The following is a 14,202-nucleotide window of genomic DNA, read 5'->3' on the forward strand; positions in this document are numbered from 1 at the left end:
ATTTTGTTCCTGATTTACTGTTAACTCTTTGTTAAATTATTATTCTACTAAACTTTTTAATCACCACTAATAGTTCCCATTAATTAAATCTTGTTCTAGAATTTTTATCCTTTGTAATAACTGATCTTTAGTAGGACAATTCTGACAAGAACTATGTCCAGTATTTGACTGTCTCTTCAGCTCAGCTAACTCTTGTTCTTTCACTTTCCTTTGTGAAGTTTTTGCTTCATCTTGTTTCTTCTATTCTGCTTGCCTTATAGCCTCTGCTTTACGTTCCTCTTCTGTTCCTATATTCCAACCAGCTTGATTATTTGCCTGGATAAACGGGTCTTTAGCTGCTTCCCTCCGTCCTTTGTTACTTAAATCTCCTGCTTCTATACTACTTAACCTATCTGCTTTCGACTCCGCTTTATCATGACCTACTAAATCACCTACCCCTTGACTATTCTCTACTCCTCTAGCAAAGCCTGCTTTACTATCTTCTATTTGTCTACTCCAACTTTGATAATTGTCTATATTCTTTTCAAACAATGGATCTACCTCATTAATATTGGTCTTATTTACTGGATCTAAATACTGTGCTTCTGCACAAGCAATAGTTACCATTAAAATTATTAGAACTATCTGCCTCATCCTTCTCATCTTTATATCCTTACACCTGCTTTTTATCTTTGTAACAACTCTTGTGCTTCTTGTGATAAATCACCATTAATCGCAAATTTCTCTAAAGCTACTTTTATACCTATACTGCCAGTAATCTTATCGTAGGTAACTTTGCAAGATTGTGCTGCCAAGCAATCTTCTTCCTTAACCAGTAAAATAGCTGGCACAACATTAATACCAAACTGATCAAAAGCTTCGTCATCTATTTGCATACTGCCTACTTCACCATTTTCTGATATTGACATAACTAGTTTGCTAAGTTCTTTAAAACTACCATTGGGTAATCCCTTAAATACCAATGTTCCACCATATTTTACTGCTTGCTGATGATAGGTCTTCAGTAAATTACTTGGCATTCCGCTACTTATAAATATCTTAAGCACTGCTGGATTAATAAGTTCTTTGTCTATTAATTCTTTATCACTGCAATTTCGTCCTTGCTTTAAACAATGCTGCTTATCTAACTCACACAGCTTTTGTAAAATAGCTTCTCTTGTTAGTATTTGTCCTGCATGTCCTAATTTTTTAGCCCAATCTTGCTGCTGATCAGTTGCCTCAATATTTTTTATGTTATTTAGCAATTCACTATTAGTGTTGCTGATGTTTTGTGCTATAGTTAAGTGACTACTGTTAAATAGTAATGTAACTAAAAAGCACAGCAATTCGCCTTTCGCCATACTAAATACCCCCAATCTTGTCCGTCATACGGATATTCTTTAAATGTTGAATACATCATGTCACTTAAACCTAATGGCCAACAACCAATGCTATCTGATGTTGACTTTGGATTTACCATTTGTAGTTTATACTGGCTCTTCTTAATCTTTAATGCCTTAGACTTACGGCACAATTTACCTCCACCTGCCAACCGAGTGTTTTCATCAGTTGATGTCTCCTCCGCAAGCCCTATTCGGTGCATCTTGGCAATTATTCGAATAGCTAATAAACTACTTGATTGTACTCCACCAACATGATCAGCATTTGCTCCACTAAATGGGTACATATTACCTAAGCAACCAGCACACCAAAACATACTATCTAGTGGCATCCTAGCTGTGCTACTTGCACAATCCAAACCACAAGCTGCTTGGGCTATAGGGTTGGCAAATAAAAAAGCTTCAGGATTTAACAGGTTCTGCAATTTTTCATCATTCCAAGTAACGTCAAACTCACTCATATAAGCCACGTCAAAGGTACTCTGCTCTAAACAAATAAAATCAGTAATAAGTTCAAGCCAATAAATTAGTGGATAAATATAATAATGAACGTGATAGAAACTATCGTGAACATGCCTGCCATCATAGCTTCTATTAAAACTACTAGTCCTTTTGCTATCAGAACCAAGAGAGATACCACCAAGGTTAGTCATACAATAAGGAGTTCTTGTAACATCAATAAGTCTTACTGGTTCCCAAAATCCTATTGCTATCTCTGGTACAGGAATATTTGCTTTAATACATAGACAAACTGGTGATGTGGGATTTTTGGTATCTCTTTTTTTAGGCGTTACACCACTACCAATATTAATTAAGTTGCCTATGCTTATTGGCAATATGCAACTCCAACAAATATCAGTAATTGGATTGACAAAATGCCCCTGACATGTAATACTTGCAGATACTGAAAATGGCATAAAAATAGCCACTAACAGTAGGATACTTAACCGTGTCTTTGTGCCTTGAGCTGGGTCGCCAAACTTTTTGCTCAAGACCGTATTATTGATATTTGTCAATGTTTTTACCTCTTACATTATTCAAATTCCTCAAAAGGATTTAGTAATTTTACTGCAAATTTAGTAAAATGCTTGGTATTACGAGTAACTAAAACCATATCATGAACTATTGCTTGGGCAGCAATTAGGCTATCCACCTGATTTGTAGAATCAATAGCAAGTAATTCACCCCAACATTTACATACATTATTATCTATACCAATGGTTCTAGCGGTATATTTTTTAATTAAAATATCTTGCCACCTTTCTAAACTTAATGAGGCTATTAAATCTGTTTGTCTCTTTTTAGCAATCCCTTTTTGAATCTCACCAATTGTTAAGTAACTTATATATAATGATTCTATAGGTACTTGATATAACCAAGATATTACTTGGCTATTTGGACTTTTCTTACGAAACTCTGACAATATATTAGTATCAAGTAAATATCTCATATATCAATATCTTCCCTAGCTTTACTTGGTTTTCTTTCAAATAAATCCTCTTCATCATCATTATCAACTTTTGGTATGGATAATAAAAATTCTTTAAATGACATAGGGGGATTTATTTTATCACCCATATAATCTTCCACTGAGATAATATAGACTGCTTTATGTCTCTTCTTATCATTTACTAATTGAGGTTGCCCGTTTTCAGCTAGTTCAATAATTTCTTCAAAATATTCCTTTGCCTCTTGTAATTGCCATTTTTGCATAAATTACCTCTAATGTTGTTTATTTGTATATTATAACTGTTTTTTTACGACCACTAATCAATTTCTACTTCTTTTATTCTTAAAACTTTTCCTTCCTGCTGAATTATTGCTGGTACTTGCTTAATTTTAAATTTTGTTGTTAAAACTCCTGCTTGATCAAAATATACTTCTCTATCAAGTTCTTTCTGTAAATCAAGTGGTCTACCAGCTACTAATATCAATTTGTCTTCTGCCTTTATTACTGAGCTGCTTTGTTGCTGCTTAAACCACTCGACTTGCTCTTTATCTCTGCTATCAATAAATATCAACTTCTTGTCCAAGTTTATATGATCTAGCGGATTAACTTTTGTACCTAGCTTGTGAAGTAGCTTGCCATTTGGCAAAATAATATCCTCTTTTATTATATAGCTTGGATCATAAGTAAAATCTTGTGCTTTTTGAGTACGTTTGATATTGGTAACTGCTACTGGCTGCTCTATTCGAGTTTTAGCGATTTCTAACATCTTGCTTTTCTCCTGTTCTATATCAACTAATTTTAGTTTTCTTTCGATCATTGCTAAAAATCCTTCTTCTTTAACCTCAAAAATTGTTCCATATATGCCAAAATCCTTAGCAATAGTTATTTGTGGTAGTAGAATTACTAAAATCATTGTTAGTATTAGTTTCATTTATATTTTCTTTAAATCTTTCCCTATTTCTCTCCATTGCTCAAGCATCTCTGGTTTGCTAACGAGTAGCATTTTACTGACTAGCAACATACCATACAGAGCTTGGTCATCTTGTGGATGCAAGTAATCTAATCCTGCTTTTATTATCAGTCCACCCAGCATAATCTTTTTTCTAGCATCTTGTTTGCGTTCTAAATAATTAGTACTTTGATTATTCATACTATACCTGTAATTATTATATGTATTCATATTGTCTCTGTTTGCTTTGTTATAAAACGGATACTGCATTTTTTTGTACATTTAAATTCTCTATCTATTATTTGTTATTATTTAATTGCTCTAGATCATTCTGATTTAGGTTACTGATTAGTTTTGCTAAATTCTCTATTACATTCTGATGTACTTGCCTGCTTATTGATATCACTCCTTCTCCTGTAATAAATTCATCAGCTGCAAATATTACTTTAGTTCTTTTATCTTTATATTTTTGGGTTTCCTCGTTTATTAGTTCTATTGCCTGATTAATTTGACCAAAAAATAAATTGCTTTCTTTTGGTTGTTGTTTCTCTTTTTGTTGGTTTATTTTTGCTTCTTCTAATTCCTTACTTACCCTTTCTTTTTCTAGCTTTAATATTTCTTTTTGTGATACATACATAATCTTGCATTGATTACCAATATCACCAAATAACAAAAACCCAAGCCAACCAATTCCAACTCCAAGTAGGATAGACACTAGTAAAACAGCAATTTGTTTCTTGCTAAATTCGTTATCACTACTTATATTTATGTTCTTATTCATCTCCATACACTTACTTGTATTTTTCATCTTCTTTTTTCGTATTATTACTTATCCATTTTTTCTATAGTTGGCAGAATAGCTAGCTCACCATATTTTTTTGCCAAGGCTTTTACTGCTTCATCTTTACTAAGACCACTGCGTCTTGCTTCTAATAAATATTTAAAATCAGCTGCTTCTGTTGAGTATAATACTTGCGAGTATGGATCTAGACTAAGACGTCCAACAACTTTTAAGCCAGTAGATATCAGCAGCATCTCAGCATATTTACTTGGTATCAAACTAATAGACTCAATCAACGGCACAATATCTTTAAAGGCTTCTGAAGTACTAAATGAGTTTAGTCCTTTCTCATCTTGCTTTAATATTACCGTCCAAGCACTATTTTCTAAAATGCTCCTACGCTCATCACTTTTTTGAAAATCAGTAAAATTTTGTACACAAATCACTAATGAACCCCCATATTTTCTAACAGTTCTACCAAAGCTTTCTAAGAACTTGGCTGAATAATCTAAAATCATCCAAGCTTCATCAACAATAAGTAAAAATTGCTTCGACCTATCACCACATAAGAACTGCATAGTTACTTGCATCAATACTACCTGTAATATTACCGCCAGTAATATTGGATCATTCTTGACCTCCTCAAACTCAAAAATGGTTAGTATTTCTTTAAATGATGCAGCTTTACCTTGCTCAAAAAATTTACCATGTACTCCTTTTTCACTATAAGGGTATAAAGTTTCAGCAAGAGCTTTTGCTGTAGTTGCCCCCTCTAATTCTTCTAATACTTTAGTAAGTTTGGTAATATCTAGCGTAGTACCATGTTTTTCTATACCCTCATTTATTGCTCGTTCAATGATAGCTTCTTTATGAGCATCCTTGCTAACACCACACATAGCACCAATAATGCTTTTTGCGTATATGATACTATCCTTAGTGACAAAATGATTGCCTATCTGTAATATCTCTATTCTTTGATCTAGGTCTAGGTTTTGGTCTTGATCCTTAGCAGTAAGCATTTCAATTTGTTCTAAGGACAAACCAGTAACTGATCCTATTTCCACTAAATTATAATTTCTAGCAAGCATAGAAAGAGCCTTAGCATGTTTTGTTCCACTACCTGCTATTTGAGCAAAAGGATTTAAAGAAATATTACTATGCTGATTAAATCTAATTGTTTCCCCACCGATTAACTCACAGATATTTTGATAACTACCACCTATATCTAAGATAAATACTGAAGCGTTTTGTGCTAGCATTGAAGTAGCTAGTTCTTGCAAAAATACTGACTTACCTGAACCAGATGGTGCCATAACAGCTACATTGTAATTACCGCTATTGATTCTTACAAATGGATTCCAATTAAATAACTCACCTCTGCGTCCTATTAATAGAACTCCACTTTGGTTTATTCCTTTCCACTCACCATGGATCGGCAACTTGGCTATCACTTCTTTAGCCTGAGCAATTTTAACTAGCTGGAAATGCTGTAAAAACTTCCAACTAAGTGCCTGATGCATTGGTAACTGAGATAACATTGCTGGTAATTGGAGATGCTTATTAACTTGTAATTGGAAGTCGTGTGCATTATATAGGCTAATTAAAAATTCCTCCGCTATTTCTATTTCTGACTGAGGTGCAGTAATCATTATTTGCAGTGATTCTGTCAAAAACTGCTCACCATTTTTAGCTTTAGCAATTATCTCCCGCCACTCTAAAGCTTCTTTCTTCAAGTTAGTATCATGCCTTGCATACCATTGTTCAGAAGCATGTATGCTCCTATGTCCTCTTGCTAGAATTTTTGAGCTTTGTGTTTTACTTACATTATTTGCCACTGTGTAACTAATTATTAGTCTTGCTGGTAAACTATGATCACTGGCTGAACCAAGTAAATTAATCATCTCCAGTAATGACCACTGCTCTGGTAGCATACTTGGGTAAAAACATTTAGAGACTAACTTGTTAGAAGCTAGGTTATTAGATGTTAATTTGTTTGGTTTTAATCCATTATCATTATAAATACTATCTAGATGAATTAGGCAGTCTTCTTTAACAATGGTTCTTGAAAGTGGTGTTAAGATTTGATTAGCTAAAGGGTTTATTGGATCATATTTACGGCTTAATCTTTCTTGCATTTGCATTTGTGCCATATCGCCTGCTACAAACATTAAATTTTGTGCATCACATATACGGGGAGATAATTTTATTGCTTGCAGCTTTTTTACTAATTTGCTTTGGAACACTACTACTTCTTCAATAGATTTTACACTATTATTACCTTCACTTTTTTTGCTAAAAGAAACATATATCCGAAAATCTTTAGCCATCCTTCCATCTGAACTTGTAAAATCTTTAGCACACTTACTAATAAATTCTCTACGGAATTCTGTTAATTGCTGTAACATCTGATTAGGATTACTTCTAGCATTACTCCATAATTTTAGTTTTTGCTCTATATTATGACTAGCAATCAGTAAAAATTGTAAATAGCAATTTACTGGTAATTCATTGTTAAAAAATAAGCTTAAGTTTTTTTCCAAATTAATATCTGTTCCAACTATCGGAGCTATTTCTAGCATGAAGCCTATTACATTATTTTCATTAAAGAAGATATTACATTTAGGATCAAAATATCGATAACTTAGATATCCTGCTAAAGATTTTGCTCCTTTAGTATTTTGTTCGGTATGTTCTTTCAACAGTTGTGTACTGTCGTAATTTACTTCGGCAGGACTAGTCAAACCACAAATATTGCCTATATTTTGTAAGAAATTAGCTATGTTCATATAATCATCTCATTGTCTTATTTGATATATAACAAGTTGCCATCTTTAAGTATTTTCTGATTAGTTTCTTGTTGCAACTTTATTTTATGAACCTTATTAGCTTTAATGTCAGGTTTGTCCAAGTGTCTAGCATAGCAATTTTTTCCTTGACACTTTGCCCTTTCCTTTAATTCTACTTCGACAATTTCTCCGCTATTAATTTTTTGATCAACTATGCTCAAAGGCACACAATTAAAACCACTTGCGTCTTTACAACTAAACGATGAACCATATCCACCACAGGCAGATAAACTAAATAATGTAATAATCAGTAAAATCTTTGATATTCCTTGCATTACTGTTCTCCGTATTGTTTATTTGTTGGTTTTTTGGTTCTTTCCTTGGTTATCTTTTTATGGGTGGTTAATTCTCCGACAAAAAAGCCTTTCATGAAGACAACATCTACCTTTACTCCACTAGGTATAGTAAGAACAGGCGACATGTTTTCTGCCATTCTTAAGTAATAGTCAGCTATTTTCTCAGCAGCATTCGATGTTCCTGATAAAATACCATCTGTTACCATATCCTTAAAACCTTTCTTTTGGCTAGCAATTGCTCCAAGGCTAGTGATAGTCATACTATCTAGACCTTTACTACTTTGGCTAAGCCCGCTAATAACTCCACCTATTAGGGCATTTTTTATATGCTTACTGCTCGTAGCTACTACTTTCCCCTTAATGCCATTCATACCATCTGGTCCATGCACTATTCCAGCTATGTTACTGGTAATTACTAACTCTGTGATTGGATCAATACAAACCATTTTCTCCAAGCGGATAATTACTCTTTCGCTGGATAAGTCACCATAACTACTACCTAAAATACGGCAGGTAGTAATATCAAGATTAAAGTTCTTGGGTAAGTTGCCTCTTTCTGTTAATCTAATTACTATTGGAGTAGCATGTTCATTTGGGGTATTTAATGCGGTAGATACTGCAAGACCACCAAGTAAATAGCCACTAACATAAGAAGTTTCAGGGATATAAATCTTAGCATCTTTTGGTTTATCAAATTCTATTTCACCATTTAAGTCTATAACACCAATATTTACATCACTGCCAAAATCCTTACCTTTTGTATTTTGCTCTGCTTCTTGGTGAATTTGACGCATTCTTTTTAATTCTTCTGTGCTACTGATCAGCTCATTTTTAGCAAAATTCAGTTGAATCTGCATTTTAGTTAGTTCTAATTTTATCTCTTCTTGTAGCTTTTGTTCTTTTTCTTTAAAGTTTGTTTCTGCTAACTGTAAGCGTTCATCAAATTTACGCCTATTATCGTTTAACAAATCTTCAAAGTGGTTGTGCCACATTTTCTCCGGGTCTAACGCTTCACTTGCTACTTCTAATTTAGGTTTAGTATTATCATTAATAACTGCTTTGTGCTTAATTTTTCCTTGCATTATGTTGATTAGAACAAGTACAGCAATGATGCTCCCACCCAAAAGCAGTAACAAGAAATTATACTGTTTACGTCTAATCTCCTTATTATTAGTTGTATCTAACGACTGTTTTTGACTGTCAGCTATAAATGAACTATCCACTGGAACTGTATCTGAAGCCTTAAGCTGCATATTCTCTACTATTTTGCTTTTCCCTAATAAAAAAGAGAGTCTTTCTTTAAGCTTTGCAAATATTGTCATATCAGTCCCTATCTTGCTCCTTTGCTACTATCCAAACAAATCCTTTATCTTTAGGAAGAAGTATGGTTTTGTCGATAGTGGTAGCTAAACAAAAATCAAATAGATTACTAAAATCTACTTCTTTAAGATGAACTAAGCCTTGAGCTTTCCTGTTGATTGCTACTAATCTTGCTCCAATAAGCTTACCAAAACGATAAATCCTATCTTGCTCTATGGAAAGTCCTATGTTATGTAAGCGGTCAATTTTTCTTTTTACATGAGTAACGTAATATTTACCTTCCTTGTCAGCAATCATGTTCCTTATCATTCCAGCAATTTCTTGTTCTTGGGTGTTTACTGAGCATTTATTGTTAACAGCTGAATTATTTAGAAAACCATTGGATGGCTTATTATAAAAACTATCCATGGAAATCTTGATAATTTGCCCTTCCATGTCTTCTACTTTAAGTATTAAATCAGCAACATTCCCAGAAAAGTTGACTAAGGCTAGCTCCAAAGTCTGAGCAGTTGGAATTTTCGGTAATAAAAATATGTTTTGTGCCTTGCTATCCACTATTATTTTATACTTGCTTTCATCACCAATAATTTGTGCTATGCCTATTTTGCCAAACTCTATTCTATTAACGTTACTTGCACTTATTTTAGCCTTGATTTTATTGCCAGCTATATATTCAAATTCTTGTGCTGCAAGTGCTGCATTACTCGTTAGTATCATGGCAATTATTAGTATTATTTTGATCATTATTTATTCTCTTATTTTTCTTATCCTTTATTTTTTATCTTTATCATTTTCTTTGTTATGTTGTGCCGTTTCTTGACCTTCTTTGATTCTTACAAATTCTTTAAGTCTTAGCTGTCTACCTGCCCATTCATAAGATAATTGATAAGAAGCAGGACTAACCTCAAAGCCCTTATCACCAAACCTTGAGGTTAGCATGCCAGCAGCTATTACCTGCAAATTCTTACTATCAACTTCCAAGCTTTTGATGGAAAAGTAGGTTGATAAGGCAAATTTTTTGTACTTCTCTTTGCTATCTGCAAAATAACTTTGAATATTTCTCATATAGGTAGCATCACTTTGCGAAATATATTTAAATATGATACCTGCTTTATAGTCTATTATTTCTGGATTTAAATCTAGTAACAATGGTAAGTACATTAAACTTGTTTCTTCCAAATATCCTTTGGAGACTCCATTATTACTAATCCATACTTCTTGGCTAAGACTTGGCATCAATATTACTTTCTCATTGTTTGTCAATAATTTAACTGATAGTCCTAAAGCAGTTAGGCAAAGCAGCAACGTCAGTATTAAAAACAAATTTCGCTGTCTTGCTACTTGCTCGATGTTACCTATTGCTATTATCTTCTCCATTTTTATCTCGGCTTATTCATATCTATTTACATTTAAGTTAGTATTACTACATAAGCAGCCTTATATGAGACTCTGGTAAATTAGCTGATATAATCAGCCTAGTCAGTGGTAGATGCCAATAGAGCCAACGCTGGATTATTCCAAGCCACCATTGATGCATAAACCAACCACCTATAGCAAAACCAATAGCACCACCAGCAAAAGACCATAGCACGCCTTTAAAACATAAAATGATTAACCCAAAGCTAATGCCTCCTACTATTGAACCAATAGATATGTTCCAAAATCTAACGTGTTTGTTTAAGCAATTATTAAATCGTACTCTTTCCATAATTGAATCTCACAAGTAAAAAACCAATATTGTTACAATTTACACTTGATTTAAGCCATAGCAGCAAGTATGCCCATACAAATAGCACTGCTACCTATAAAAACTGTACCGCCACGAAATACCCGAACACGACAATCACCTTCAGACATAATGGCTGTGGTAATACCACCAATACCAGCTCCATAAACCCAGTAATCTGCGGCAAATTTTACCAGTGGTTCAGTTACACCTTTACCAAATTTACCTAAATCTACTGCTAAACTTTCTGATGTAATAAGGGTAAGTAAAATGCCAATTATTCCATAACTAAGATATAAGAAACTCTTATTCCAGTTGTCATCTAGACAATTTTGTTTGCTAGTTATTTTCTGACTTGTGCCTAGTATTTTCTTTGAATAGACCATAATTCTCCTCTTTTGTTATTTCTTGTTACTTTCCCCGTTGTAGAGGCATAACTAAACTTAAAATGATAAATTACGTGATTCTCTTTAAAATAAATAGGTGTCATTATCACCCATATTTTTGAAGACTACACAGTTAGAAAACAATACCCTTCAACTGCCAAGCATTGGTGTTTGATGTTGTCGTATTTTTAAAGATAGTAGACTCTTTCGAAACTAGACTTTAAGGAAGAGAGGTGTTATAAGTATCTGATTTGGAGTAATAATGAAATTCGATCAGGTTAAAGATTTGGAGGATGAACAGTTTCGTCGATTAACAGGAGTAAAGAAGGTGACATTCTCAAGGATGGTAGATATTTTGAGGCAAAGAGACAATTTGACTAAACTCTTAATAAAAAATAAATAAATTGTATTAATTATCCTCTAATATTTTGATAGCTAATGTGTATAGTTCTTGTTCTATCCATTCTACACGAGCTAGTTTTGCCAACGGTATAAAGTTCTTTAAAGTATCAAAAGCGATTCTTTTCTGTTTTGCTTTTGACTTAATGTAATGAAGAGTTTGCATATTATGTAACCTATCAGCAAGCTTGATATACCATGCATCTATATCTTCTGACTCACGTAATTTCTGCAAGGCATGTTCTCCTTCAATTTTTACTTTTTTTATTACAATATCATCAAGCTTCGTCAGTTTGTCAACTAATTCTGCTATTTTTGTGCCAAATGAAAACTGTATCTGACTAATAGTCAGTTCTGTATCTTCTACAATATCATGCAATAAGGACGCTGCTATTATTTCAGTTTTACATGAAATTCCGGATGCTATTAATGCAACCTGTATTGGATGATGGTAAAACGGCTCTCCAGAGTGTCGTTTCTGATCTGCCTGATGTTTGATAACGTATTTTAATGCTCTTGTTACAACAGGGACATCTATTATGGTACTGTGCCTTTCACTACATACTTTAATTTTATCTAAAAACTCCGTTATCAAAGATTCTTGTAGTTGCTGGCTATGAGGATTTAACAGGATAATGACTTTTTCATCGGTCATAAACGACTCCCTATTGAATGTTTACTCTGAAGCTTGCTTAGTTATTACTCCGTCATTGCGAGACCACGTAGTGGTCGAAGCAATTGTAAGTAATTAACCTAAGTTCAATGTAAGGCATCGGGTTAATAGCTCCGATGTCCCTGCGTAGGTAGCGGGATCTTAAAAAATAGCCAAGAAAACTATTTAGACTTTTCTAGACCCCTACTTTTGCAGGGGTGACATCAAACCTGTTACATCGCATTCAGGTTAATTAGAAATTGCTTCGTAGTGCTTACGCACTTCTCGCAATGACGATATCATTCTTGATCATGTAATGCCCCTGCTATTGAACTTCTTCTGTAGTTTCAGATAAACAATAATATGCTGGTTCAACAAAATTACTCCAGTATTTTATTCCGGCTGTTCCAGAGTCTTGGATAGTTTGATAATAGGAATGACCTGATAATTCCTCAACAAAATAAGCAAATGCTTTACCTCTAGACATCATCTCATCACATAATATTTCTCTACCTTCTATCCCTAATTTATGTTGGATGATTTCTACTAAACATTCTTTGGCTACATTTTGTATTTGAGATGATATTGATATTTTTTCCGTTAGTTTAATTGAGTCCTGATCTCCCAACTCAGCTCCTATGCTCAGAGTTAAATCAGCAAGGAACTCATCTTTAACAGTACCATAACCTTTTCTTAAATATTCTGACAAATATGAAGCAACCTCTTGTTTCCCTGCCACTAAATGTAAATATAAATCCCAAGCGGTATTTTTTTGGCTATTATTAAATATTTCTTGGAATTCTGAAAGTTCAATATTTTTGACTGTCTCCAACATAGACATGTCTGAGTCATAATTTTTTAAAACTTTGGTCAAATCAATTTGATAATGATTATCTAAATAAGTGTCTATTTTTTCTTGCTCCCGCCTTGATGTATTATACTAATTCCCTAATTTAATTTAGCAAATAATTCATACAACAAATCGATTTAATTAGTGAGGCATTTAAATTTTTAAGGCAGGAACATACTACTATTTCTAGTTGTTCGATTGTGTCATATACTTTATTCTTTATAGTATTAGACTTTAAATATTGCCACAATTTCTCTGTCGGATTCAATTCAGGAGAATATGGGGGTAAATAAAGAATTTCTATATTTATTGCAATAATTAGCTCTTTAGCTTTGTGCCATCCAGCACAATCCATAACAATAATCGCTTTTTGTTCTCCTATCTGTTTAGACATCTCTGCCAAAAATATATTTAAACAAACGGTATTGACATTTGGCATCATTAAAGTAAAATCATCACCTGTGATTGGGTTAACCGCACTATAAACATAGAAATTTTGAAAGCCCATTTTGGCTTTAACTTGAGTTCTGCTACCTTTACGAAACCAACCATAACCTAATTTAGAATGAGTCCCAAAACGTGATTCATCAAAGAAATACAAGTAACTGCTAGGGTTATTTGTTATTGTTTCTTGAAGTTTTTTTTAAACCCTTCATGAGTTTCTTTATTCTGTTTGTAATGCACTGGTCTTGGGGTAATGTATGCAAATTTAAGTTTCTGTAATACTCTATGTACAGCCGATTTACTAGCATCAATCTCCAAATTTTCTTTAAGTTTTATGATGATATTTTTTATTGTCATGTTACAATCGTCTTGTAACCATTTATTTATTGCTTCACAACAATTTTTTGTTAATTTACTTTTTCGTCCTCTACCTTGTTTATATTCAAGGCTTTTATCATTACCTTGAGCAAAGCTTTTTACCCAGTTCCTAAGCGTATTGGTTGTTATATTAAATACCTTACATACTATACCAACACCATTTTCTTTAGCAGCAATTATAGCCATAAGTCTAATAGCAACTCTATTATCTCGGTTCATGCTTGCAAGCTGCTCAATAGCACGTTGGTATAACTCTTCTGTTATTAATCTTTGATGACATCCCATTATATTCCTTTCCTTAATTTATTCATAAACTTGGAATATTATAACATAATCTCATCTTTTT

The 14,202-nt window shown here is 33.3% G+C and carries 20 protein-coding genes and 1 pseudogene; 1 reads left to right on the top strand and 20 read right to left on the bottom strand.

What is annotated here, in order from left to right:
• Positions 1–66: 66 nt before the first annotated feature.
• The 16 genes from ACFEL1_RS01125 to ACFEL1_RS01200 all read right to left on the bottom strand — a co-directional run bounded on the left by ACFEL1_RS01125 (position 67) and on the right by ACFEL1_RS01200 (position 11,133).
• Positions 67–204: a hypothetical protein gene (locus tag ACFEL1_RS01125; RefSeq protein ID WP_375331195.1), complete on the bottom strand. Its 138-nt coding sequence runs from the start codon at positions 202–204 to the stop codon at positions 67–69.
• Positions 205–240: 36 nt separating this feature from the next.
• A complete protein-coding gene (locus ACFEL1_RS01130) occupies positions 241–642 on the bottom strand; it encodes a hypothetical protein (protein ID WP_375331196.1) in 402 nt (133 codons plus the stop codon).
• A gap of 23 nt (positions 643–665) precedes the next feature.
• Positions 666–1,340 (bottom strand): type-F conjugative transfer system pilin assembly protein TrbC, encoded by a 675-nt coding sequence (trbC, locus tag ACFEL1_RS01135; RefSeq protein ID WP_375331197.1) that lies wholly within the window; start codon positions 1,338–1,340, stop codon positions 666–668.
• On the bottom strand, positions 1,310–2,296 hold the full coding sequence (gene traU / locus ACFEL1_RS01140) for a conjugal transfer pilus assembly protein TraU (protein ID WP_375331198.1): 987 nt from the start codon (positions 2,294–2,296) through the stop codon (positions 1,310–1,312). The genes trbC and traU overlap by 31 nt, the downstream gene beginning before the upstream one ends.
• Before the next feature lie 116 nt (positions 2,297–2,412).
• Positions 2,413–2,829, bottom strand: coding sequence for a type II toxin-antitoxin system VapC family toxin (locus tag ACFEL1_RS01145; RefSeq protein ID WP_375331199.1), 417 nt, complete (start codon positions 2,827–2,829; stop codon positions 2,413–2,415).
• Positions 2,826–3,092: a type II toxin-antitoxin system prevent-host-death family antitoxin gene (locus tag ACFEL1_RS01150; protein ID WP_375331200.1), complete on the bottom strand. Its 267-nt coding sequence runs from the start codon at positions 3,090–3,092 to the stop codon at positions 2,826–2,828. Before ACFEL1_RS01150 ends, ACFEL1_RS01145 begins: the two co-directional genes overlap by 4 nt.
• A 53-nt stretch (positions 3,093–3,145) precedes the next feature.
• A complete protein-coding gene (traW, locus tag ACFEL1_RS01155) occupies positions 3,146–3,760 on the bottom strand; it encodes a type-F conjugative transfer system protein TraW (RefSeq protein ID WP_375331201.1) in 615 nt (204 codons plus the stop codon).
• The gene (locus ACFEL1_RS01160; RefSeq protein WP_341751215.1) at positions 3,761–3,979 is read right to left on the bottom strand and encodes a conjugal transfer protein TraD; all 219 of its coding nucleotides are present in this window, start codon (positions 3,977–3,979) and stop codon (positions 3,761–3,763) included.
• 97 nt (positions 3,980–4,076) lie between these two features.
• Positions 4,077–4,586, bottom strand: coding sequence for a hypothetical protein (locus tag ACFEL1_RS01165; RefSeq protein ID WP_375331202.1), 510 nt, complete (start codon positions 4,584–4,586; stop codon positions 4,077–4,079).
• A gap of 17 nt (positions 4,587–4,603) precedes the next feature.
• Positions 4,604–7,345: a TraC family protein gene (locus tag ACFEL1_RS01170; protein WP_375331203.1), complete on the bottom strand. Its 2,742-nt coding sequence runs from the start codon at positions 7,343–7,345 to the stop codon at positions 4,604–4,606.
• Positions 7,346–7,362: 17 nt separating this feature from the next.
• A complete protein-coding gene (locus tag ACFEL1_RS01175; protein WP_341761819.1) occupies positions 7,363–7,680 on the bottom strand; it encodes a hypothetical protein in 318 nt (105 codons plus the stop codon).
• A complete protein-coding gene (locus ACFEL1_RS01180; protein ID WP_375331204.1) occupies positions 7,680–9,023 on the bottom strand; it encodes a TraB/VirB10 family protein in 1,344 nt (447 codons plus the stop codon). Before ACFEL1_RS01180 ends, ACFEL1_RS01175 begins: the two co-directional genes overlap by 1 nt.
• 1 nt (position 9,024) lies before the next feature.
• A complete protein-coding gene (locus ACFEL1_RS01185; RefSeq protein WP_375331205.1) occupies positions 9,025–9,765 on the bottom strand; it encodes a type-F conjugative transfer system secretin TraK in 741 nt (246 codons plus the stop codon).
• Positions 9,766–9,792: 27 nt separating this feature from the next.
• Positions 9,793–10,398, bottom strand: coding sequence for a TraE/TraK family type IV conjugative transfer system protein (locus ACFEL1_RS01190; protein WP_341762966.1), 606 nt, complete (start codon positions 10,396–10,398; stop codon positions 9,793–9,795).
• A 46-nt stretch (positions 10,399–10,444) separates the two neighbouring features.
• Positions 10,445–10,729, bottom strand: coding sequence for a hypothetical protein (locus ACFEL1_RS01195; protein WP_341762967.1), 285 nt, complete (start codon positions 10,727–10,729; stop codon positions 10,445–10,447).
• A 50-nt stretch (positions 10,730–10,779) separates the two neighbouring features.
• Positions 10,780–11,133 carry a hypothetical protein gene (locus ACFEL1_RS01200; RefSeq protein ID WP_375331206.1) on the bottom strand — a complete coding sequence of 118 codons (354 nt, stop codon included), beginning with the start codon at positions 11,131–11,133 and terminating at the stop codon, positions 10,780–10,782.
• 262 nt (positions 11,134–11,395) lie between these two features.
• Between ACFEL1_RS01200 and ACFEL1_RS01205 the strand changes: the two are divergent.
• A pseudogene (locus tag ACFEL1_RS01205) lies at positions 11,396–11,515 on the top strand (IS5/IS1182 family transposase); the annotation flags it as partial.
• A gap of 27 nt (positions 11,516–11,542) precedes the next feature.
• On the opposite strand, the gene ACFEL1_RS01210 reads toward ACFEL1_RS01205, so the two are convergent.
• The 4 genes from ACFEL1_RS01210 to ACFEL1_RS01225 form a co-directional block, all read right to left on the bottom strand.
• Positions 11,543–12,187, bottom strand: a complete 645-nt coding sequence (locus tag ACFEL1_RS01210) for an HD domain-containing protein (RefSeq protein ID WP_375331207.1) — start codon at positions 12,185–12,187, stop codon at positions 11,543–11,545.
• Positions 12,188–12,509: 322 nt separating this feature from the next.
• On the bottom strand, positions 12,510–13,058 hold the full coding sequence (locus ACFEL1_RS01215) for a hypothetical protein (RefSeq protein WP_375331208.1): 549 nt from the start codon (positions 13,056–13,058) through the stop codon (positions 12,510–12,512).
• 79 nt (positions 13,059–13,137) lie between these two features.
• Positions 13,138–13,635, bottom strand: a complete 498-nt coding sequence (locus ACFEL1_RS01220) for an IS630 family transposase (RefSeq protein WP_375331209.1) — start codon at positions 13,633–13,635, stop codon at positions 13,138–13,140.
• A gap of 20 nt (positions 13,636–13,655) precedes the next feature.
• Positions 13,656–14,141, bottom strand: coding sequence for a helix-turn-helix domain-containing protein (locus tag ACFEL1_RS01225; RefSeq protein WP_375330797.1), 486 nt, complete (start codon positions 14,139–14,141; stop codon positions 13,656–13,658).
• Positions 14,142–14,202: the final 61 nt, after the last annotated feature.

Origin of the sequence: Candidatus Tisiphia endosymbiont of Oplodontha viridula (assembly GCF_964264865.1) — a bacterium.
Taxonomy (GTDB): Bacteria; Pseudomonadota; Alphaproteobacteria; order Rickettsiales; family Rickettsiaceae; genus Tisiphia.